This window comes from Lacimicrobium alkaliphilum (assembly GCF_002591895.1).
GTDB classification, from domain to species: Bacteria; Pseudomonadota; Gammaproteobacteria; order Enterobacterales; family Alteromonadaceae; genus Lacimicrobium; species Lacimicrobium alkaliphilum.
Genome location: NZ_NISX01000005.1, coordinates 20,938 through 42,121 on the forward strand (window position 1 = coordinate 20,938; position 21,184 = coordinate 42,121).

General features: G+C 48.9%; 17 protein-coding genes. 5 read left to right on the forward strand and 12 right to left on the reverse strand.

Annotation, left to right across the window (positions count from 1 at the left end):
* Positions 1 to 106: 106 nt before the first annotated feature.
* The 6 genes from CDA54_RS06075 to CDA54_RS06100 all read right to left on the reverse strand — a co-directional run bounded on the left by CDA54_RS06075 (position 107) and on the right by CDA54_RS06100 (position 5,247).
* Positions 107 to 913: a hypothetical protein gene (locus CDA54_RS06075; protein ID WP_099034118.1), complete on the reverse strand. Its 807-nt coding sequence runs from the start codon at positions 911 to 913 to the stop codon at positions 107 to 109.
* Positions 903 to 1,178, reverse strand: coding sequence for a YeaC family protein (locus CDA54_RS06080; RefSeq protein WP_099034119.1), 276 nt, complete (start codon positions 1,176 to 1,178; stop codon positions 903 to 905). The genes CDA54_RS06075 and CDA54_RS06080 overlap by 11 nt, the downstream gene beginning before the upstream one ends.
* The gene (locus CDA54_RS06085; RefSeq protein ID WP_099034120.1) at positions 1,178 to 1,570 is read right to left on the reverse strand and encodes a hypothetical protein; all 393 of its coding nucleotides are present in this window, start codon (positions 1,568 to 1,570) and stop codon (positions 1,178 to 1,180) included. Before CDA54_RS06085 ends, CDA54_RS06080 begins: the two co-directional genes overlap by 1 nt.
* Positions 1,571 to 1,718: 148 nt before the next feature.
* Positions 1,719 to 3,359, reverse strand: coding sequence for an alanine/glycine:cation symporter family protein (locus CDA54_RS06090; protein ID WP_180237136.1), 1,641 nt, complete (start codon positions 3,357 to 3,359; stop codon positions 1,719 to 1,721).
* Between the two features lie 119 nt (positions 3,360 to 3,478).
* Positions 3,479 to 4,603 carry a M14 family metallopeptidase gene (locus CDA54_RS06095; RefSeq protein WP_099034122.1) on the reverse strand — a complete coding sequence of 375 codons (1,125 nt, stop codon included), beginning with the start codon at positions 4,601 to 4,603 and terminating at the stop codon, positions 3,479 to 3,481.
* Positions 4,604 to 4,704: 101 nt separating this feature from the next.
* Complete coding sequence (locus tag CDA54_RS06100) at positions 4,705 to 5,247, reverse strand: TlpA family protein disulfide reductase (protein WP_229748106.1); 543 nt, start codon at positions 5,245 to 5,247, stop codon at positions 4,705 to 4,707.
* Between the two features lie 159 nt (positions 5,248 to 5,406).
* Here CDA54_RS06100 and CDA54_RS06105 point away from each other — a divergent pair, with 159 nt between their 5' ends.
* Entirely contained in the window at positions 5,407 to 5,952 is a 546-nt protein-coding gene (locus CDA54_RS06105) for a M15 family metallopeptidase (RefSeq protein WP_099034123.1), read from the forward strand.
* Between the two features lie 10 nt (positions 5,953 to 5,962).
* On the forward strand, positions 5,963 to 6,724 hold the full coding sequence (locus CDA54_RS06110) for a hypothetical protein (protein ID WP_099034124.1): 762 nt from the start codon (positions 5,963 to 5,965) through the stop codon (positions 6,722 to 6,724).
* Between the two features lie 393 nt (positions 6,725 to 7,117).
* Here CDA54_RS06110 and CDA54_RS06115 read toward each other — a convergent pair whose 3' ends face one another.
* Positions 7,118 to 8,581, reverse strand: coding sequence for a glyceraldehyde-3-phosphate dehydrogenase (locus CDA54_RS06115; protein ID WP_099034125.1), 1,464 nt, complete (start codon positions 8,579 to 8,581; stop codon positions 7,118 to 7,120).
* A gap of 259 nt (positions 8,582 to 8,840) precedes the next feature.
* On the opposite strand from CDA54_RS06115, the gene CDA54_RS06120 reads away from it, so the two are divergent.
* Entirely contained in the window at positions 8,841 to 9,635 is a 795-nt protein-coding gene (locus tag CDA54_RS06120; RefSeq protein ID WP_099034126.1) for a DUF2989 domain-containing protein, read from the forward strand.
* 180 nt (positions 9,636 to 9,815) lie between these two features.
* Here the strand turns inward: CDA54_RS06120 and gndA are convergent, their stop codons facing one another.
* From gndA to malQ, 4 genes are all read right to left on the reverse strand, one after another.
* Positions 9,816 to 11,348 (reverse strand): NADP-dependent phosphogluconate dehydrogenase, encoded by a 1,533-nt coding sequence (gene gndA / locus CDA54_RS06125; protein WP_099034127.1) that lies wholly within the window; start codon positions 11,346 to 11,348, stop codon positions 9,816 to 9,818.
* A gap of 338 nt (positions 11,349 to 11,686) precedes the next feature.
* Positions 11,687 to 13,798: a glycogen debranching protein GlgX gene (gene glgX, locus CDA54_RS06130; protein WP_373286087.1), complete on the reverse strand. Its 2,112-nt coding sequence runs from the start codon at positions 13,796 to 13,798 to the stop codon at positions 11,687 to 11,689.
* Complete coding sequence (gene glgB / locus CDA54_RS06135) at positions 13,785 to 15,983, reverse strand: 1,4-alpha-glucan branching protein GlgB (RefSeq protein ID WP_099034128.1); 2,199 nt, start codon at positions 15,981 to 15,983, stop codon at positions 13,785 to 13,787. Before glgB ends, glgX begins: the two co-directional genes overlap by 14 nt.
* A 1-nt stretch (position 15,984) precedes the next feature.
* A complete protein-coding gene (malQ, locus tag CDA54_RS06140) occupies positions 15,985 to 18,189 on the reverse strand; it encodes a 4-alpha-glucanotransferase (protein WP_099034129.1) in 2,205 nt (734 codons plus the stop codon).
* Between the two features lie 199 nt (positions 18,190 to 18,388).
* On the opposite strand from malQ, the gene gap reads away from it, so the two are divergent.
* Positions 18,389 to 19,396, forward strand: coding sequence for a type I glyceraldehyde-3-phosphate dehydrogenase (gene gap, locus CDA54_RS06145; protein WP_099034130.1), 1,008 nt, complete (start codon positions 18,389 to 18,391; stop codon positions 19,394 to 19,396).
* A 64-nt stretch (positions 19,397 to 19,460) separates the two neighbouring features.
* Positions 19,461 to 20,300 (forward strand): D-hexose-6-phosphate mutarotase, encoded by an 840-nt coding sequence (locus tag CDA54_RS06150; RefSeq protein WP_229748105.1) that lies wholly within the window; start codon positions 19,461 to 19,463, stop codon positions 20,298 to 20,300.
* Between the two features lie 225 nt (positions 20,301 to 20,525).
* Here the strand turns inward: CDA54_RS06150 and CDA54_RS06155 are convergent, their stop codons facing one another.
* The gene (locus CDA54_RS06155) at positions 20,526 to 21,182 is read right to left on the reverse strand and encodes a bifunctional 4-hydroxy-2-oxoglutarate aldolase/2-dehydro-3-deoxy-phosphogluconate aldolase (protein WP_099034131.1); all 657 of its coding nucleotides are present in this window, start codon (positions 21,180 to 21,182) and stop codon (positions 20,526 to 20,528) included.
* Positions 21,183 to 21,184: the final 2 nt, after the last annotated feature.

Consider the following 21,184-nt stretch of genomic DNA (forward strand, 5'->3'; position numbering starts at 1 on the left):
ATGAACTCGCGCACCCGGCAATGCGCGTAATTCGCAGCAAGGTTATTCCTGAGTATTGCATATGTCAGCGTTTTTATAACAGCTGTTCGTTAGCGGATGGGGCCGGTCAAAGGTGTTTATCATCAAGTCGTTTTAGCAAGGCCGTATATTTGCCTTGCAGGTCCTGCTGTACTGACACAGACAGCAGGTGAAGTTTCTGTTTTTCAAACTCCTGCTTAAGATCAATGTAACGGCGTTTAAACTCAGCGTCGGTTGCTTCATGACTGAGAACCTGCATCTTTGACAGAGTCAGCCTCGCTGCCTTTTCTGTTTGCGCAGCCAGTTGCTGAAGCTGGTTGATCTCATTAAGCTTCTTGGTTGCCTGTGATTTCAATTGCGGATTAGGATGCTTCTTGCTGATGCGACTAAGCGCCTTGGGATCCTGTACTGATTCGAGTAGAGTTTCAGCCAGTCTGGCGTTGTCGGATTCGAATATCACTTGCTGATTCAGCCGGTCTTTGTTGAGCTTTTTCAGAATATTCAGGCTCAGCCCCGTATCCGGCAGGTGTTGCCATTGCTTAAGTAGTAACTTTTCCAACAAACTATGATTACGACATTCATCAACAAAGCGTTTGCGCTGGGCAGGAGGGAGTTCCGGGTGATTATCACTCAAAAGTACCGTTTCGCTGCGTCGCTGAGCAACCTTACGCACTCTTTCATTGTTATCGGTTTGTGCCAGCTTCCACCAAATCGCAAAACTGTCCAGACGCTCCAGCGCGGCCAGTCTTACCGACGTACTGGCATCGTTAAACGCCAGTTCGTGGAGCAGGCTCTTATGTTCTGCTTTGGCAGGGTCCAGTCTTTCTAATGATGCCAATCTGACGTTGGCATCAGGATGCTGATAGCCCGGCTGAAAAAGCCGTTTAAAGATCATCCACTTTAAACCTGGCGATATCGCCCTTGAAGGACTGTCGTAAGGCTTGTTTAGATTTCTGCACAATGTCGCCATCGGCGCCTATTGTCATGTGTTCATCGGATTTAAGCACCGTTGCCTGATAGAGCATAACCGCCTGCATACTGGTCTCTCTCTGTGACTCTGAGAGAACCTGACCATCGGGCCATTTCCCTGTTTCTACAGCCTGGGACAAGCGCTCATAGACCTGTGGTGTCATAGCGCTGACTATTTGTTGAATATTCATTAACCTGACTTCTTAATAAAGATCATACGAACACGGTTTACGATATACCAGATAAAGCCGATCACCGAACAGCCTATAGCCAGATTGTACTGCATCTGTCCGTGCCAGAGGCACAAGGCGCCGCCATCTTTAATCAAATTCAGGGAAAACTGACAACCCAACTCTCTTGAGGGGCCGTCTCCCCAATACAAAATGGCAAAACCGGCTACAAACATCAGCATTGCCAGCATTGACTGGGTCTGAATAGATTGCATCTTTTTAAAACGATTAAACCGTTCTTTACGCAGAATATCATCGCGACTGGCATGACCTACCGCAAACCCACAATGCTGACAGTTATCGGCCTTATCGGATATTTTCTTTTTACAGGATGGACAATCAATCAGCGCCATAATCACTCCTGTTACAAATAATTAAAAGACTATAGGAAAACCTGAATGACCTGTATTTCAGGCCTGCCTCCAACCTGAAGCTCTGATTAAACGCATACCGCGCGGCAGAAGCCGCGCGGCAGGGTCTCTCAATTTAAATCAGCTTAGATTACGGTTTCTCTGCTTTTGCTTTGTCGTAATCATCCCAGTATTCCTTCACTGTTTGCTTCATCTCTTTACGCAGTAAAAAGATACCAAACAAGTTTGGCAGGGTCATCACGACAATAGCAACAGCAGCAAGATTCCATACCAGTGTTGTATCTGAGAACGATGCCCAGAAAAACCCTGCTACGTAAAAAACCCGGTATGGCATCACAGAGCGAGGCCCCAGCAAATACGTCATCGCCCGGTCACCATAATATGACCAGGCGATGGCTGTTGAAAAGGCGAACAGCAACAAGCCGATTGAGACAATGTACTGACCGTAATCACCAAAATAGCCACGGGTAAAGGCTTGAGTGGTCAGTTGCGCCGAGTGAATCAGGGACTTACCAGAGACAACGATATTGTCTTTTTCGAGCCGTCCGTCCTGAATATTCAGCGTACCGGTAAATAGGTCTTCCCGCGAGCCCACACTAAATACTACATCTTCCGCCACAGAACGGGCATTGATAACAGTGAAGTCACGGTTTAGTGGCTTGCCAGAAACCACTTCCACCTTGCCGTTATAGCGCTCAACAGTGTGCCCCTGGGCGTCGTTCAGATAAAGATACAGCTGCTCTTTGTCCGTGTCTTTCTGGTCAGAATAGGTACCGGCCAGAATCTGCATATCGGCTCGCTCAAACACATTATCGAACTTTTCTTTCCAGACACCGGAAGAGAGGATCACCAACCCGGTGAGAGTACAAATAATGATGGTATCGATAAAGGGCTCAAGTATTGACACCATACCTTCCGATACGGGTTCATCAGCTTTGGCCGAGGCGTGAGCGATAGGCGCTGAACCCTGCCCCGCTTCGTTAGAAAACAACCCCCGGTTTACCCCACGGTTAAAGGCATAGGCAATAGTGGCACCTAAAAAGCCACCCGCTGCGGCAGAGCCGGTAAAGGCATCGGAGATAACCGAAGCAAAAGCAGGGCCGATGTTTTCAATATTGTAAAAAATCACCGCCAGCGCACCGATGACATAGAGCACAGACATCAGAGGCACAATTTTAGACGTCACTTTGGCAATACGGCGAATACCACCAAGGATGACCAGCGCCAGCAATACTGCCAGTACGGCGCCGGTAAGCATCGGATCTAGGCCAAACGTGGCTTGCATACCCTGGGCTATATTATTGATCTGGGGCAGATTACCAGTGCCAAAAGAGCTGATTACCGTAGCGATGGCAAACGCAATGGCCAGCCATTTCATATTCAGACGCCTATCCATGTAATACATGGGTCCGCCGGCCATAGTGCCATCTTCGGTTTTCACACGATATTTATGGGATAGCGTGACTTCCACAAACTTCGTGGTCATACCCAGAAATGCAGTGGCCCACATCCAGAACAGGGCCGCAGGTCCGCCGAGAAAAATCGCAAAGGCTACACCACCAATATTCCCTGTGCCCACTGTGCCGGACAACGCCGTAGTCAATGCCTGAAAGTGAGTCGTGTCACCGGGCATTCCTTTTCTATCCAGCTTACCCGTGACCACCAGCCAGGCATGTTTAAAGTAACGTACCTGTGGAAAACCCAGATAAAGGGTAAAAAACAATCCCACACCCAGCAATACATAGGGAAACCACACGGCTCCACCAAGCATGCCATCCAGAGAGAGCAATATCTGATTAAAGAATTCCAACACTAACCCCTTGTTATGATTATAATTTCAGTGATTGTGGACTTATTGCCGCAGGGCAATCAGGCCGAGCCTTGATTTATTTAAAGTTGATTCATTACGCCATGAATGGCTACCAATACATCTTCGCCGAGCTTTTTACAACGCACGGGCGACCAGCCGTAGACTGCATCCGGTAAATCGGCGTTATCCTTAAAAGGCATTTCCAGAGTATAAGCCAGACATTCAAAACTATTGCCAATAGCATTTGAGGCAACGGTAAGGTTAGCTTCACCCGGCTTGTCTTTAGGATAGCCATAGGTGTCCTGAAACTCGGGCGTGATGGCCAACAGCGTTTGCTTGAACGTTGCTTCCTGATGGGCCATTTTCTCCCTATATTTGGGAATACCTTCACTACCGGCAAGAAAATTATATGGCAGGGCTTCATCACCGTGCACATCCAGAAACATGTCTACACCAGTTGCCTGCATTTTCTCGCGTACGTAATACACTTCAGGACTGTTCTCCAGCGATGGATGAGCCCATTCACGGTTCAGATTAATGCCCTTGGCATTGGTGCGCAAATGGCCCCTGACTGAACCGTCCGGATTCATATTGGGTACGATATAGAATACAGCCTGCTCCAGCAGTGAGCGGGCCAGCCCGTCATCTTCATCCAGCAGGCGCTCCAGTAACCCTTCCACCAGCCATTCGGCCATGCTCTCACCAGGGTGTTGACGGGCAACAATCCAGATTGCCTTCTTGCCTTCTTCTTGCTGGCCAACAGTCAGCAACGACATATCACGTCCATCCAGAGTTTCCCCTAAATGACTTAATTCACAATCAAAAGATGTTTGTGCCCAGGCCAGCAAGTCAAGATGACGCTCATAGCTGTATGGGGCAAAATAGGCATAGTAGGTCGTTGTATACTCAGGGGTATGGTCAATGGTCAGAGTGTCACCGTCAAAAGTACTGTCTACTCTGAACCATTCTTCGCGGTCGTAAGATGCAACCGCCTGATATCCCTTCCAGCCTTCAGGATAGGCCGATTTGGCCAGCTCACCAATATGGAGTTTATGATTTATCATAGGGGTGGTTTCAAGGCGAAAATGAAACCACTGATAAAAATCTGACTGGTTATCTTTTCTTATTTTCAGGCGGATGTTATCGGGTGCATCAGCACTGATAAGTTGGATATTACCGCTATCAAAATTGCAGCTTATTCTCATTGTTATCTGACATATAGTGAATGACGACGCTAATCTACCACAATCCCTTTTGATTCTCATACTATGTGCTTATCGGTGCTGCACTGACGGTTAAAAATCGTTCAACGCCCGGCTGCGAGCCATTGTCTGACCCTGAGACCGAGCCCGGAACTGTAGCCCATATCCCGAGCCACAACCTTTGCGTCTTTATCGAGGATATAGTAGGTCGGATAGCCATATATACGGAATTGCTGCTTTAGCCCTTCGTGACCAAGCAGCACATCTCCCTGCACCTGATGGTCTTTTACGAACTTCCATACGTTTTCCAGGCTGGCATAATCCATCGCCACTTTCTTAATATTAATATGACGACTATCCAGATCATCCAGATTACCAATACTCAGACTGCAGATCTGACACCAGGGCGCAAAGAAATATATCAGGGTAGGTTTATCCTGCGCCTCTATCAGAGGTGCACTACCGCCCGCCAGTAAAGGTAAAGCGGTGGTATTGACCTGGCTGCCAGTGTCCAGCAGATCTCTTGTTTGCCAAAGATATATGCCAGCCAGAATCACCACCAGCAATAGCCACTGCCACCAGCTTTTCGTTTTTCTTTTTCCCGGTTCCTGCATAAATTTATCTTTTACCTGTTTTCTGTCCGGCATAAGACCCGGCTGTTGTGGCTTATCTTTCAGAATTGATCTAAGACGCAATATCCCGTCAGATTTAAACATTCAGAAAAGCGAAAAAGTGGTTATAATTTGCACAACCCTGTTACTGAACTAAAGTAATGCTGTTACCTAAACGGCCCGGAGAATGGACTAATGGCCTCCCGTAATCTCAACGATCTAGTACCCGCAGCAAAATCCAAAGCCGAACAGGTTATCCAGGCCTGTCAACAGGCGACGGGGTTTGAACTGTTGATTTACTGCACTTTAAGAACACTGGAGGAGCAGGCCCGACTCTATCGCCAATCCCGCTCACGGTCAGAAATTGATATCAAGATAGCAAAGTTCAATCAACGTGGCTTTGCCTTTTTAGGTGAAGTTCTGGAATCAGTGGGCCCCTGTTATGGCCCTCACGTTACCAATGCTGCACCGGGTGAGTCCTGGCACAATTATGGTGAAGCCTGGGATGCGGTCCCGTTGATTGCGGGTAAGCCTGCATGGAACTACCTTCAATCAAAAATCTACTGGGATGCCTATGGCGAAGCCGTTCGGCAGGTGGGTATGTTCTGGGCTGGTGACTGGACCAGTTTTCGTGAATACCCCCATGCGCAATTACAGGCAGGCGGCAACCCGCTCAAGAGTCTGCCCGCCGACACGTTGCACGCCACATTAATGAAAAACAACCTGATCAGGTCAATCTAGGAGAAACCTCATGTTGCAACTTGTTGCTGCCATTCCCGGTATTCTGAACGCCGTGGGCAAAGTGTCTGAGCTTTTCAGCAAAGGCAAAGAAGCGGTAAAGGAGATTACCGGCCAACCGTCATTATCATCAACACCCGAAGAATTGCAGACAGAAATACAGCACATGCCCGTCGACCAGCAAAATCGTTGGGCCGAGATCATGGCTAAAGAAGTGGACAAATATGTGGCTCAGAATGAACGTCTGGCCATAGAGATCGGACTGATCGACAAAAGCCTGACAGAGAACCTCAGTCAGGGTGCCGCTTCACATATTGCAATGATGCGTATGACGACCCGCCCATGGGCCGTGCGCTGGATGGTCTACTATGTACTGTTTCCTTTCTTTCTGGTGATGGTCGATCTGATTCAGCATCTGATTGTCACTTGGCTGCCTTTTCTGAAGCGCTGGATTGAGCCTTTTAATGCTTTTGAGTATGTATTCGGCGTAATGCGCTTTCCTGAAAGTGCCGATCCCGGTGCTCTGGATGCACTGGCCAGAATGTTTACCGAGGGACAGGGGCCGGCAACGTTTGCCGGTAAACTCTATGTGGAGTCCATGCCCTGGGTTGTGGGCATCATTATCAGTTACATGGGGTTAAGAGAGATCGGTAAAGCTCGGGGGGTGGCAGACAAAGCGCCTGAAGGTCAGTTAGCACCACATTCTGTGGTTAAAAGCAGCCTGACTCAGGGAATCAGTCTGGTATCCGACATCCGTAGCTGGTTCAGAAAATAACCGTTTTCCCAAACAATGCCGGAGAGCTGTTCCCGACTCCCCGGTATACGACCGCCAGGGAAGGCGGAAGTGCAGATAACGCAAGGAGCAGTTCTCTGCCGACCGCCAGGGAAGGCGGAAGTGCAGATAACGCAGGGAGCAGTTCTCTGCCGACCGCCAGGGAAGGCGGAAGTGCAGGTTATGCAGGAGCACCATGGCGTATGGAACGCCATGGAACAGCTTTAGCTGGCCTGCGCAGCAGGTAAGCTACAGGGAGGTAGCTTATAATCACCTGCCCGTCCATCCATGGACATCGCCGGGTAATTGTTCCCGACTATCCCGGCATACGACATAATAAAGGCTTCATTAAAGAAGCCTTTATTGGATAATACCCCGTGTATCAGGTTGGGTAAATCAGCCTAATTTTTCCGTTGAGGCAGGTAAGGTCGGCACCCGCTGGCCTGCCATATCCTGAACCACACGCATAACCTGGCAACTGTAGCCAAACTCATTGTCGTACCAGACATACAGCGTCGCCCGATTACCTGATGCAATGGTCGCCTGAGAATCTACCACAGAGGCAAAGCGTGAGCCCACCAGATCCGTAGATACCAATTCGGTTGAAGCGGTGTAATCAATCTGATGCTGCAGGTCGGTAAACAGCGCTGCTTTTCTCAAAAATTCATTCACCTCATCACGGCTTACTTCCTTGCCCAGATTCAGGTTAAGGATGGCAAGTGAGACGTTAGGAGTGGGCACTCGAATGGCGTTACCAGTAAGTTTGCCAGAAAGCTTGGGGTAGGCCTTAGCTACCGCTTTAGCGGCACCCGTCTCAGTAATAACCATATTCAATGGTGCGGCCCGGCCTCGGCGTTCGGCTTTGTGGTAATTATCAATCAGGTTCTGGTCGTTAGTATACGAGTGCACTGTCTCCACATGACCATTGTCGATGCCAAATTGCTCATCCAGCGCCCTTAATACAGGCGTGATCGCATTGGTGGTGCAACTGGCAGCAGACAGAATATGATCTTCAGCGGCAATATCCTGATGATTAACACCATAAACGATGTTCTTGATATCACCTTTGCCGGGGGCGGTAAGTAATACCTTTTTCGCACCTTTGGATGTCAGGTGTTGTCCCAGGCCGTCACGATCCCGCCACATACCGGTGTTGTCTATGACAATGGCATCATCAATCCCATACCGGGTATAATCTACTTCGGCCGGGCTATTGGCATAGATCACCTGAATATAGGCGCCATTAGCTTTAATCGCGCTACGTTCATGGTCAACGGTAATACTGCCATTAAATGGTCCATGCACAGAATCACGACGCAACAGGCTGGCCCGTTTTTCCAGATCGCCTTCTTTTCCACCGCGCACCACGATGGCACGCAGGCGCAATTTATTATTGCGACCATGGCGCTCTATTAGCAGCCTGGCCAGCAAACGTCCTATACGACCAAACCCGTAAAGCACCACGTCCTGAGGCTGGTGATCATCATCCATATCAACAATCTGTGCCAGTTCATCACGTAAATAGCTATGTACATCCCGGCCCGCCGCTTTGTCGGTGAAATGATAGTTATACGCCAGTTTACCCAGGTCAACCTGCGCCGGAGCCAGCTTCATCTCACTCATCGCTTCCAGCAATGGCCAGCTTTCACGCAGTCTCAGCTTATTTCCCGTATGCAAACGCACCATGCGATGGGCTTTGATAATATCGATACTGTTGGCACCGAGCAGCGGGCGACCATACAAATTGATCTCTACGGCTTTATCCCGATATAACTTACCCAGCAGAGGCTGCATTTTCTCAGCGTATTCCTGTCTTTCCTGCCAGCTATTCAGTAGTTCTTGCTCATGTTGGTGATTCATTCAGTCAGCCTTTACTTCGTTACAGTTGATTAAGGGTCTGCGGTGAACTGTCAATGCCAGCTAAAATCAGGTAAATCATCAGCGCTTTGCTTCATATTTACGGGTTGTCTGCTACAGAAGTACTTGGCATTGTCAGAAGCGGCCGCTATTTTAATGAAACACCGGGCCCTAGCCAAATTGTGATAAAGTTTCAATATCGGCATAAAATGTCCATTTAGTCGCCATTTGTAGGTAATTTTTCTTCAATTTCGGAATCCTTATGAGCAAAATCATACTTCTGTCTATACTGACGATGCTGCTGAGTGCGTGCGATGGACTGGGTTCAATAACGGTAAAAGACATCTGTGAAAAACACCCTGAGATGTGCTCTGACCTGAACCCCGACAGTTGGTGCCGCGCAGAAAAAGCCAACATCATCAAAAACCGATACAACCAGTCCAGAGCATCGACTGATCGTGGCACGTATGAGCAACTTCTGAATTTTGAAGCCTATAAAAAGTGTATTGCTAAAGCGTCTCAGATAGAGCACATCAAACTTAAAGAAAGAAAGTCTGAGCGGGTAAAGGGGCTGCTCACAGCAGAGCGCGAACTGAAGCGTCTGGCGCAGATGACCCGCAACAATAACAGCCCTCACTTACTTTACTACCATTGGTCCCGCTTCCAGAATGAAGATGCATTAAAGGGTTTTCTGGCCTACGAAAATACACCACAGATGGAGTATCCTGAAATGCAGGTGGCCCTGGCCACTTATTACATTAAGTTTGATCGTATCAAAGCGATTCAGCTGTTATATCGCGCGCTGGAGTTGTATGGCGAAGGGGACGACATCGACAATGAGATTTTTCTCAGCCTGAGCAGCTTATTTATGAAAGAAGAGCAGTTTGACTGGGCGTATCTGTGGGGTTACGTTGGCCGGGAATTTGGCGTAGAAGATCTCAATCTGACCAGTATTGAAGTGATTTTGCATCAGCAATCGAGGCAATCAGGACCCATAGAGGACAAAGCCGATACAATTATCGAGCAACTGAACGAAGGGCGCTTCAGAGCCCCCTGAACAGCCATGCAGTTCAAATAAAACACCAGAACACTTGAAACACGTGCATCCGGCAGAAAAACTCCTGATTTACACCCGCTAAACATCGAAAAATTCTATTTTTTGCGTGTTTTTCGGGTGCTCTCGCTGGCGTTGTTTATTAAAACGACTTGCGCTCTTATTGTAATAAACTTTCAACAATTATTTTTTGATTTGCACCTGAGGTTGCCCCGGCTGGCTCCATTCCACATGGAATTTTCGCCCTTCCGGCATATCAACACGTTCAAATGTATGCGCACCAAAATAATCACGCTGACCCTGCAACAAATTAGCAGGTAAGATTTCACTGCGATATGAATCATAATAATTGAGTGCCGACGACATGGCTGCGCAGGGAATCCCCATCAATGTTGCGTCCGCCACTGCCTGACGCCACTTACTCTGAAATGCCTGGATCTGGCTGGCAAAAAATGGGTCGAGCAACAGGTTGGCCAGTTCATCATTGTTAGCATAGGCCTGAGTAATGGATTGCAAAAATACCGCGCGAATAATACAACCTGCACGCCAGATTTTAGCGATTTCAGCAAAATCCAGTTTCCAGCCGTGTTCCTTGCTGGCCATATCCATCAGCTGAAACCCCTGTGCATAAGCACAGATTTTTGAGCAATATAAAGCGTCCTGAAGATTATCAACGGCCTGTTGCTTTTCCGCGCTACTCAGTTCCACAGGTTCAGGGCCTTTGAGCATAGAAGCTGCATGCACACGCTCTTTCTTCAGACTGGAAATGCTGCGGGCAAAAACAGCCTGAGCAATGGTCTGTGCCGGGCTACCCACCTGCAAAGCGCTAACCGCAGTCCATAAACCGGTTCCTTTCTGGCCCGCTTTATCCATAATCATATCGACAAGCGGCTTACCCGTTTCCCGGTCCTGCTTTTCAAGCACCTCGGCGCTGATTTCAATCAGATAACTGTTTAACACGCCCTGATTCCACTGCCTGAATGTCGCCGCGATATCTTTCGGTGACATTGCCAGCCCCTGACGCATTACCTGATACGCTTCACAGATCAACTGCATATCCGCGTACTCAATGCCGTTATGCACCATTTTGACATAATGGCCGGCGCCCACCGGACCAATATAGGTAGCACAGGGCTCCCCGTCTGTAACCGGTTGCCCCGGCCCTTTGGCAGGCAGAGGTTTGCCCGTAGCGGGATCCACTTTGGCAGAAATGGCTTCCCAGACCGGTTTGATCCGGGTCCAGGCATAGGGGTCCCCTGATGGCATCAGAGAGGGGCCGAATCGGGCTCCTACTTCCCCCCCGGATACAGCGGTGGAGAAGAAAATAAACTTGCCTTTAAAGTGCTGTTCTCTGGCAACTGAATCTGTCCAAAGGCTATTACCGGTATCGACAACAATATCATCCGCACCAATACCCGCATCAATCAGGTGATTGCAGACGTGATCGACGGGCTCACCGGCAGGCACAGAGACGATGATCAAATGAGGTGCTTTGAGTCGGGACAGTAACTCTGTGTAAGAACGGCAACCAATGATACGGGCCGCTTTGTTGCCTCGCTCGGCTGTGTCCTGCGCCAGGATCCCGTCAACTTTGGTCTGATCAAGATCGAAACAGGCGATACGGTATCCATTGTCGGCCAGGTTCAGCGTCAGATTTTTCCCCATCACCCCCAGGCCAATAAAACCAATGTCACAAAGCTGCTTATCGTCTGTCATCTGTGCGTCCTGTTTATTGTCGTTCGGCCACCAGAGCCAAAAAATTGCGCCGGATTATATACCCAATATACCATAAAGTGCCAGTTTCAGAGTCACTGGGCGCTTTCAATGCAAGGCGCACTGGTGAAGGAATGTCGTCTACCTTTCTAACCAGTGCAACGCAGCAGTGGCAGCGCCCATTGACTCCCGAAGGGCGGGGCCAGAAACGCTTTATACTGCGTTAGGTATTGTCGATTTGGAACCACCAGACCTTCCAACACCTGCCTTGTCTAAAGCGTTTCTATCACCCGCTGAAATCGGCACTTTATGGTATTTTGGGTATCATACCTAAACACACTTTAAGTGCCAGTTCCGGCGTCCTCAAATGCGCTTTGCAGCCTCGTTGACGTGAGCCTGTCTGCAAGCACGCAAAGACTTTTGTAAGCCAGAGTAAACTGGCTGCAATAGCCTGACTCAGTGCAGGCTGAAAGAGCCGTTTCGGCAGTGTTGAGCAATAAGTACCAGTTGGTATCCTTTGACGGCAAATGAAATTCCACATCATGCTCACTGGCATTAAACAGTATCAGCCAATGCTCTGGCTGAACCCCCTCCCCCTTTAACTCCACAGCGAAAGCCTGATTATTTTCATCATGCCAGTCATCCACTACTTTTCTGGCTCCATCGGGACGATACCAGCCCACTTTTTCTACATTAAACTGATTACTGTAATCATCATCCTGCAGATTCAGATGGTTTAACAGATCACTCTGTCTGCGCAGATGGATCGCTTTCTTACAAAAAGCTAAAAAATCACTGGTGCGACGAGTCAGGTCCCAGTTCCACCAATTGATCTCATTGTCCTGACAATAGGCATTGTTATTTCCTCCCTGTGTGCGGCTTAGCTCATCCCCGCCAAGAATATGGGGGATGCCCTGTGAAAACAGCAGGGTGGCAAACAGGTTACGTTTCTGACGCTCTCTTAAGGCAAGGATATTCTCGTCCTCTGTAGGCCCCTCTGCACCATGATTGGCTGACACATTATGGCCATGGCCGTCACGACTCTGCTCCAGATTTTCTTCGTTGTGTCGTTCATTGTAAGAAACCAGATCCTGCAATGTGAAGCCGTCGTGATAGGTGATCATATTCACCGAACTGTGAATGCTGCGGTGGCCCTTATGAAAAATATCACGGGAGCCTAACAAACGGGTGGCAAAAGCACTGGTCATCCCCTTATCGCCACGCCAGAATGAACGTACCTGATCGCGGTATTTGTCATTACACTCATGCCAGTGTGATGGAAACTGACCTAGCCGGTATCCGCCCATGCCTATGTCCCAGGGCTCAGCAATCAGGTGGGTATTGCTGAGTACCGGATCCTGACGGATAGCCCGTAAAAATCCCGACTGAATGGTATAGTCATAAGGGTCGCGGCCCAGTCCTGCAGCCAGATCGAATCGAAAGCCGTCCACGCCCATGTATTCCACCCAGTAGCGCAGTGCATCCAGTACCAGTTTCATGACAACCGGATGTGCTGTGTTAACGGTATTACCACAGCCTGAATTATTCAGATAGCGGTGGAAGTCAGGAATACCAAACTCACTTTGTTCAAACAGGTAATATGACTGGTTATCAAATCCCTTAAAGCTCAGCACGGGCCCTTCGTTTCCGCCTTCTGCGGTGTGATTGAACACCACATCCAGGATCACTTCAATTCCCGCCTGGTGCAGAGCCTGTACCATATTTCTGAATTCAGTCACCGGATCCTCAACTGCATAACGGGGATCGGGACTGAAAAAATTGATCGGATTATAACCCCAGTAGTTGGTCAGACCCTTCTCGGTAATATAAGGCTCCGGCATAAAGGCCGCCACCGGCATCAGCTGCACGGCCGTTATGCCCAATTGCTTTAAGTGGTCGATAATCGCCGAGTCGCACAGCCCAAGATATTTCCCCCGATGGCTCTCATTAACCTGCGGGTGCAGTTGGCTGATTCCTTTGACATGCACTTCGTACAATACCAGGTCGTGTATGCCATGATGAGGCCGGGAACTTAGCGCATAAGGCTCGGGGTGCTCACACACTAAAGCTTTAGCGACCATAAACTGACTGTCATCTTGGTATTGGCGGGCATTCCAGCTCATTGACCGGTTCAGGCAGCGGGCATAGGGGTCAATTAAAAGTTTATTGGGGTCGAAACGGTCCCCCCTGTCGGAATTTGCAGGCCCTTCGAGGCGATATCCATAGAGCATACCTGCAGTGATATCGGCAATATGAACATGCCAGATTTTACCGGTTTTGACCGGCATCTCCACTTCAAACAATGGCTCTTCGGTATCCCGATGAAAGAAACACAATGTCACTCTCTGTGCTCGCGGAGCATGTACTGCAAAGTTGCAGCCGGCATCTGTAAGGGCAGCGCCCAGAGGTTCAGGCACGCCGTTATTTACCCGATACTTATCATTCATCAGCATTGTATAGCAGGTATAATGTCGCTAATGGCGGCAGGTTAAAACGCACGGAATGAGCCCTGCCATGCCAGGGCTGAAGCTCGGCCTCAAGATGCGTTGAAGTTTCATACCCACTGCCCCAGTAGTCGCTGTCATCAGAATTCAGCAGCAACTGGTAGTCTCCGGATTCATCTACGCCTAGTCGAAAGTGTTCTCTGGGCACCGGGGTAAAATTGCTGATTGCATAAACTTTCTGGCGTCCATCGGCAGATTTGCGCATAAATGACAGAATACTCTGCTCAGCATTATGATGATCGATCCACTCAAAGCCATGGGGCTGATGGTCACATTCGTACAGCGCCGGTGTCTGGCGATAAAGGTGATTTAATTTCCGGTAAAGCGTCTGAATACCCAGATGTTTATCAAAGTCGAGTAAATGCCATTGTATAGAGCTGTCATGATTCCACTCCGCCGCCTGACCAATTTCATTTCCCATAAAGTTAAGCTTTTTGCCGGGATGCGCATACATAAAGGCCGCATAACAGCGCAGGTTTGCAGCCTGTTGCCATTCATCACCGGGCATCTTGCGTAGCAGTGACCCTTTACCATGTACCACTTCATCATGGGAAAGCGGCAGGACGAAGTTCTCATCAAAGGCGTAAACCATTGAGAAGGTCATTTCATTATGATGGTAGCGGCGATAAGACGGGTCTTTGGTAATGTAGTGCAGTGAATCATGCATCCAGCCCATATTCCATTTAAAGCCAAAACCTAAGCCCCCTTCAAATACAGGCCGGGACACCCTGGCAAATGAGGTGGATTCCTCAGCTATAGTCATGGCGTGGGGAAAGGCCTTGTAAACTTCCTCATTCATCCATTTAAGCAGACTGATGGCTTCATAATTATGATTACCACCGTCAACATTGGGTACCCATTCTCCCTCTTCCCGGGAATAGTCGAGGTAAAGCATGGAGGCCACGGCATCAACACGCAGACCGTCAATGTGAAACTTATCAAGCCAGTATAACGCACTGGCAACAAGAAACTGACGCACGGTATCTTTACCGAAATCATAAATGCAGGAATTCCAGTCCGGATGCCAGCCTTTGCGTGGATCCTCATATTCGTACACATGTGTACCATCAAATCGTGCCAGACCATGACCATCTTCGGGGAAATGTGCAGGAACCCAGTCAATGATCACACCGATTCCCTGTTGGTGACACTGATCGACAAAATACTTAAAATCATCCGGGCAGCCAAAACGGCTGGTCGGCGCAAACAGGCCAACAGGTTGATAGCCCCAGGAACCATCAAAGGGATATTCAGACACAGGCAATAGTTCCAGGTGGGTGTAGCCCATATGTTTCACATAAGGAATCAATTGCTCTGCCAATTCCCGGTAGCTCAGATATGAAGCTTCGTTCCCCTGTATTTTACGTTTCCATGACCCCAGCTGAACCTCGTAGATGCTCATGGGGTGAGTATATTTGTTCTTCTCAGCTTGTTCGCGCCAGCTTTCATCCTGCCACTGATATTGATCATGATCATATACCAGGGATGCATGAGAGGGATATTGGTCGGCATAAAAGCCCACCGGATCGGCTTTATGTGGCAAGACATTCCCGTATCGGTCTTTGAGCTGGTATTTATACCGGGCACCCTCCTCAATACCGGGAACAAACAACACCCAATAACCTAAATCGGTTTTTTGCATCGGCAACGCGGAGCCGTCCCACCAGTTGAATTCACCAATTAACGATACGGCGGAAGCATTCGGCGCATACACGGCAAACCGGGTGCCACAGACAGTTTCTGACAGCCCGGTATCCAGCTTAAGCAACTGCGCACCCAGCTGGCTATATACATTATGGGGCTGATGATCGACAAAATGCACCGCATGGTAAGCCTGTTCCTGAAACTGATACGGGTCGACCCGCTTGTAGCCCCCCTCTTTTGTCGACACGTCAAAATAGTACGGCTGAATGGGCGTTTTAGTCTTCAGCGTCAGGCAAAAAAAGCTACTGTCTCCCTCAGAACTGGCCTCACCAAGCAGTTTGCCCGACCCGAGCGACCTTACTTTCACCTGCCTGGCACCCGGCAACCAGGCATTAATCACATCCCCATGCTCTGTATGCTGGTGACCCAGGCAAGCAAACGGATCTGAACAGGAAGCCTGGGCCAGTTGCTCAATATTCGCCTGATTCATGCTAATCTCCCTCGCTTACGTGCTTTCTTCGCTCGGTAAGCCCCCGGGCGAGGTCCTGCAATTCGCCACGACTGAAAACAGACTCCAGCGGTTTACTGAGTTTACGTTGCCAGTTGGGATACTCAGAGTAGGTTCCCGGCACATTCACCGGTTTATCCATTTCCAGCCAGTCTTCCAGTTGCAAGCTCAGCAGCGCACTGCTACCCGATGCCATATGCATCTGCAGCCCATGATTCAGTTCCTTACTCATACCAACCTGCTCAACCTCGCGCCCGATCCAGTCTGGAATCGAACCATGGGCATGCAAAGAATCCAGGATCCGCTGTTTATTATTGTGGCGGGAATCATAAAGACTGCGCAAGATCTCCTCAGACGGATATAGATTCAGGGTCTTGCCCAGTTCAAGGTCCAGACAATGCCAATAACCAGTCAGAGTCGGCATATCATGTGTAGTGAGCGTCGCCATTGACTGTTCAGGATAATGAGACGGAGAGAAGAAACCGCCATCTTTAGCCTGTTCGAAAAAGAACACCCGATATGAATACACACCGTTATTGGTCAGCGTTTCACGAATTTCTTCCGGCACCGTTCCCAAATCTTCACCGATAACCAACACCTTATTGCGTTCGCTTTCAAGTGCCAGGATGGCGAGTAAATCGTCCACCGGATAGTAAACATAACTGCCCGTTTTCGCATTATTGCCCTTGGGCACCCACCACAAGCGTAACAACGCCATAACGTGGTCAATACGCAACGCACCGCAAGACTGCATATTGGAGCGGAATAAATCTATAACGGGCTGATACTGCTGCCGATAAAGCTGTTTAGGATCCATAGGTGGCAGCCCCCAGTCCTGACCCAAGGGGCCAAGTATATCCGGTGGGGCACCGACACTGGCATCGGTGGCATAGAGTGATTGATTGCCCCAAATTTCAGCACCGCCTTCACTGACGCCTACAGCCAGATCACGGTAGATGCCGATGCACATCTGTTTTTCCGCTGCCAGTTTATGCGCGTTTTCCAGCTGTATTGAGGCCTGCCACTGTAAAAATAAAAAGAACTTAATTTGTTGGCTATGAGTCTTTTTAAATTTTTCAACTTGCGGTGTGCCGTATTGTTTTACTGCCTCGGGAAATACCGGCCAGCCCCAATAGTCTTTACCCTGTTGTTTCAGATGTGCCTGCAGGGCATCGTAACAGGCCAGAATCTGCAAACTTTCACCGCCGGTATCAACGAAAGCTTTAAAAGCCCTGTTCTGCCGGGTATTACCTTTGAGATATTGGTTGTTATAGTGCTCAAATAACAGATTCAGCGCCTCAAGTTTTAGCGCCATAACTCCCTGGTAGTCTACATAATCCGCATCCCGCAAATGCCCGAGCCGGGCCTGAAACTCACCGCTGCTGATAAGCTTTTGCACTTCAGGGTGCCCGTATCCTTCAATCGCGCTGACATCAAGATAAATGAAATTCAGCCAGCGCCGGGATGAAGGGCCATATGGACTGCAAGCATCCGGATTCGCCGGGTACAGAGCATGAATGGGATTCAGACCAACAAACTGTGCTCCCCGCTCTGCAGCTTCGCCGAGCAGGAAACACAGATCAGAAAAATCGCCCACTCCCCAATTACGTTCGCTACGCAGGCAATAGAGCTGCACGCTAAGGCCCCATACCTTGTCACCCTTTTTAATGGCATCGGGTTTGTAGCAAGCAGGGGGCGCAATGATCAATCGCATACAGGCGATTTCATCTTCATCGTCAGCTAGCAATCTGAGTTGATGATATCCCTGCTCCACCGTCGTACTGATTTCTATCAGGTACTCCTGGAATTCACCGTCCTGGATGTGGGTCGCATCGATCAACACCCCATCAGACGCCACTATTCGTTGGTCAGCCAATGCGCCCTGCTCGTCCACAATACGCAGGATCATCTCGTCATTGACCAGCTCAATTGGCAGTCGCAATGCCAGCACCAGCTGTTCACCCTGGCGTTTAACCAGTACCGGGTCCAGCGGCTCCAGCCAGGCTTGCTCAGACTCCTGCCCGAGCTGTTGTTGAAGTTTCTGTTCATCTTCTATGACATACCCCATGGCCTCGAGTATACGAACTTTACTCTGCGGCTCGACTTCCATGGGTTTGCCCCAGGCATCAATATAATTGGATTCAATGCCACGCATTTCGGCGAGCTGATCGACTAGCGATAATTTCATTAATTCTTGACACCTAAATGGGGTTGATATGCAGGCTGAGTATTTATCAGAAATCTAACATAGCTCATGCCGGTTCCCTTTGCACACATCCGTCGCTGTAATTTAACAACAATAATATGACATTGTTTTGCCTTATCCGGCAGTTTGATCCATAATTTCTGTAATTTATTTTCATATGAACAGCAAATAAGGAGTCCAGATGACAATTAAAGTCGCTATCAATGGTTTTGGTCGCATAGGACGCAATATATTGCGGGGCCTGTACGAAGCAGAAAAAAAATATGATCTGCAAATTGTTGCTATCAATGATCTCGGTGATGCTGCCATAAACGCCCATCTGGTTAAGTATGATACCGCTCACGGACGTTTTGCCGCTAAAGTCGATCATGATGAACAGGCAATTTATATCAATGACGACAAAATTCTTACTTTTAGTGAGCGCAATCCTGCTGATTTACCCTGGAAAGAACTGGGTATCGATGTCGTCTTTGAGTGCACGGGCCTGTTTACTAAAAAAGCTGATGCCGAAATGCATATTCAGGCTGGCGCCAGAAAAGTCATTATTTCTGCACCGGGCAAAGATGTAGACGCTACTGTGGTCTATGGCGTTAACCATGATGTGCTGACGTCAGATATGACGGTTATTTCCAACGCGTCCTGTACCACTAACTGCCTGGCGCCTATCGCCAAGCCCCTGAATGACGCTCTTGGCATCGAAAACGGGTTGATGACGACCATTCATGCTTACACCAATGATCAGCGCTTAAGTGATGTATATCACACCGATGTTCGCCGCGCCCGCGCTGCCGCTATGTCTATGATCCCTGCTAAAACAGGTGCTGCTGCGGCAGTAGGTTTAGTGGTACCCGAACTCAATGGTAAAGTCGATGGTATGGCAGTAAGGGTACCGGTACTCAATGTATCTGTGGTCGATCTGAACTTCGTTGCCAGCCGCGAGACCAGTGTTGAAGAAGTGAATAAAATCATCGCCGATGCTGCAGCAAAGTCGCCCATGAGTGAAGTTCTTGCGGTGAATGAGCTGCCGCTGGTTTCGGTAGATTTTAATCACGTTCCTTATTCATCTATCTTTGATGCCACTCAGACTAAAGTACAGGGCAACCTGGTCAAAGTCATGTCATGGTATGATAACGAATGGGGCTTCAGTAACCGTATGCTCGACAATGCACAGTATTGGTTAAGCCTTTGATTTAAAAATAAAATATAAAACAAGGCGACTGCGGTCGCCTTATTTTATTAATGAGGGGAACTTTGTGAAACTTTCCGCCAATGTGTCTCAGCGCACTTCAGATCAGGGACTGAAACTAATCAATGTGGATAATCAGGCAGCCAGCCTTGAGCTGTCGCTGTTTGGCGGGCACATTCTCAGTTTTGTACCAAAAGCTGACAACCGTCAGCGACTGTGGCTTAGCCCTGATGCGGTTATGGATGGCAGTAAAGCGATTCGTGGTGGTATTCCCGTTTGCTGGCCCTGGTTTGCTGCCCACCAGCAACCTGGTCTTCCCGCCCATGGTTTTTTACGCAATCAGACTTGGCATATTGGCCGAATTGATGATGAACCTAATCGCACTGAGTTGGTGCTGACGCCCGGGCAAGTTGAAGGTGAAGGGTTTGATGGCGACGCCGATGTGTCATTGGTTATTGTTGTCAGCGAACAGTTAAGTATCAGCCTGGTGACCCGGAATACAGGCGACACTCCCTTTGAATTTCGTGCAGCGCTGCATAGCTACTTTAACCTCAGCGACATCAGTCAGGCTCAGATACAGGGTCTGAGCGGTGAGTATATTGATAAAGTACAGCAGAACAGCCTGCAGACCACTCCCGCTCCTTATACTATCTCGGGAGAAACAGATCGGATTCACCTGAGTAGCGCACAAAAAGTACTGTTACAAGAAGATAAAGACCAAACCACCATTGGCTCAGCAGGCCACGACAGTATCGTTGTGTGGAACCCCGGCCCGGAAAAAGTCCGTCAAATGGCAGATATGCCTGACCAGCACTATAAGCACATGCTGTGTGTTGAAACCGCCATTACACAGGGCAAGAGCCTGCAGGCTGGCGAAACACATATACTGACACAGACGATTGGATAATAATAAACACAACCAGGTCGATTGCTCTTTATTTCTATTCAGTTAAAGGTAACGGTGTGAATCTCACCGTACAATTAATAATCTGATTGGATGTACTGCATATTTCTCTATTCTTTTTTCAGAGCAGAACAACTAGATTCAGTATCTTTAACTGCGTAAAAAAGTGACGTAAGGAAAGAGAAGGCCTTGCCAGTCGTGTCATCAGCAAGGCCCGGTGGCGGGATCTCAGGATTCGGTTACCGCACCCGCACCTTTAACAGCCTGAGTAGCCAGTTCGGTGATTCTGCTCCAGTTGCCAGCTTCAACCACATCATCCGGAGCCAGCCAGGAACCGCCCACACAGCGTACATTAGGCAGTGCCAGATAATCCAGATAATTATTTGCGGAAATGCCGCCTGTGGGGCAAAACACCACATCAGGAAATGGCCCGCCAATGGATTTAAGTGCTTTTATACCTCCGGAGGCTTCGGCCGGGAAGAATTTAAAGTGGGTGTAACCCAGATCCCGCCCCTTCATCAGTTCAGAGATAGAAGATACGCCAGGAATCAGGGCAATATTGGCCTCGTTGCCGGCTTCCAGCAGCTCTGTAGTGAGACCCGGACTGATGGCAAACTTGGCGCCGGCTTCTGCCACTTCTTTTAACTGAGCAGCATTGGTTACTGTACCTGCACCTATCATCGCCTCGGGCACTTTATCGGCTATCTCCCGGATCACATCCAGTGCCGCAGGAGTACGTAACGTGACTTCCAGTACCCGAATCCCCCCTTCAATAAGGGCCTTGGCCAGTGGTACCGCATGAGCAACCTCTTTTATCACCAGAACCGGCACTACAGGCCCCTGATTGAAGAGTTGCTCAGAAGAAATCATCCAGTCTTTGTTCATGA

What these genes read in the sequence shown, in the direction of transcription:
- CDA54_RS06120 (WP_099034126.1), top strand. Translation starts at nt 8,841, where the DNA reads ATGAGCAAAATCATACTTCTGTCTATACTGACGATGCTGCTGAGTGCG.
- CDA54_RS06110 (WP_099034124.1), top strand. Translation starts at nt 5,963, where the DNA reads ATGTTGCAACTTGTTGCTGCCATTCCCGGTATTCTGAACGCCGTGGGC.
- CDA54_RS06080 (WP_099034119.1), bottom strand. Translation starts at nt 1,178, where the DNA reads ATGAATATTCAACAAATAGTCAGCGCTATGACACCACAGGTCTATGAG.
- gndA (WP_099034127.1), bottom strand. Translation starts at nt 11,348, where the DNA reads ATGACAGACGATAAGCAGCTTTGTGACATTGGTTTTATTGGCCTGGGG.
- CDA54_RS06085 (WP_099034120.1), bottom strand. Translation starts at nt 1,570, where the DNA reads ATGGCGCTGATTGATTGTCCATCCTGTAAAAAGAAAATATCCGATAAG.
- CDA54_RS06095 (WP_099034122.1), bottom strand. Translation starts at nt 4,603, where the DNA reads ATGAGAATAAGCTGCAATTTTGATAGCGGTAATATCCAACTTATCAGT.
- CDA54_RS06155 (WP_099034131.1), bottom strand. Translation starts at nt 21,182, where the DNA reads ATGAACAAAGACTGGATGATTTCTTCTGAGCAACTCTTCAATCAGGGG.
- CDA54_RS06105 (WP_099034123.1), top strand. Translation starts at nt 5,407, where the DNA reads ATGGCCTCCCGTAATCTCAACGATCTAGTACCCGCAGCAAAATCCAAA.
- malQ (WP_099034129.1), bottom strand. Translation starts at nt 18,189, where the DNA reads ATGAAATTATCGCTAGTCGATCAGCTCGCCGAAATGCGTGGCATTGAA.
- CDA54_RS06075 (WP_099034118.1), bottom strand. Translation starts at nt 913, where the DNA reads ATGATCTTTAAACGGCTTTTTCAGCCGGGCTATCAGCATCCTGATGCC.
- glgB (WP_099034128.1), bottom strand. Translation starts at nt 15,983, where the DNA reads ATGAATCAGGCGAATATTGAGCAACTGGCCCAGGCTTCCTGTTCAGAT.
- CDA54_RS06100 (WP_229748106.1), bottom strand. Translation starts at nt 5,247, where the DNA reads ATGCCGGACAGAAAACAGGTAAAAGATAAATTTATGCAGGAACCGGGA.
- gap (WP_099034130.1), top strand. Translation starts at nt 18,389, where the DNA reads ATGACAATTAAAGTCGCTATCAATGGTTTTGGTCGCATAGGACGCAAT.
- CDA54_RS06115 (WP_099034125.1), bottom strand. Translation starts at nt 8,581, where the DNA reads ATGAATCACCAACATGAGCAAGAACTACTGAATAGCTGGCAGGAAAGA.
- CDA54_RS06090 (WP_180237136.1), bottom strand. Translation starts at nt 3,359, where the DNA reads ATGCTTGGTGGAGCCGTGTGGTTTCCCTATGTATTGCTGGGTGTGGGA.
- glgX (WP_373286087.1), bottom strand. Translation starts at nt 13,798, where the DNA reads ATGCTGATGAATGATAAGTATCGGGTAAATAACGGCGTGCCTGAACCT.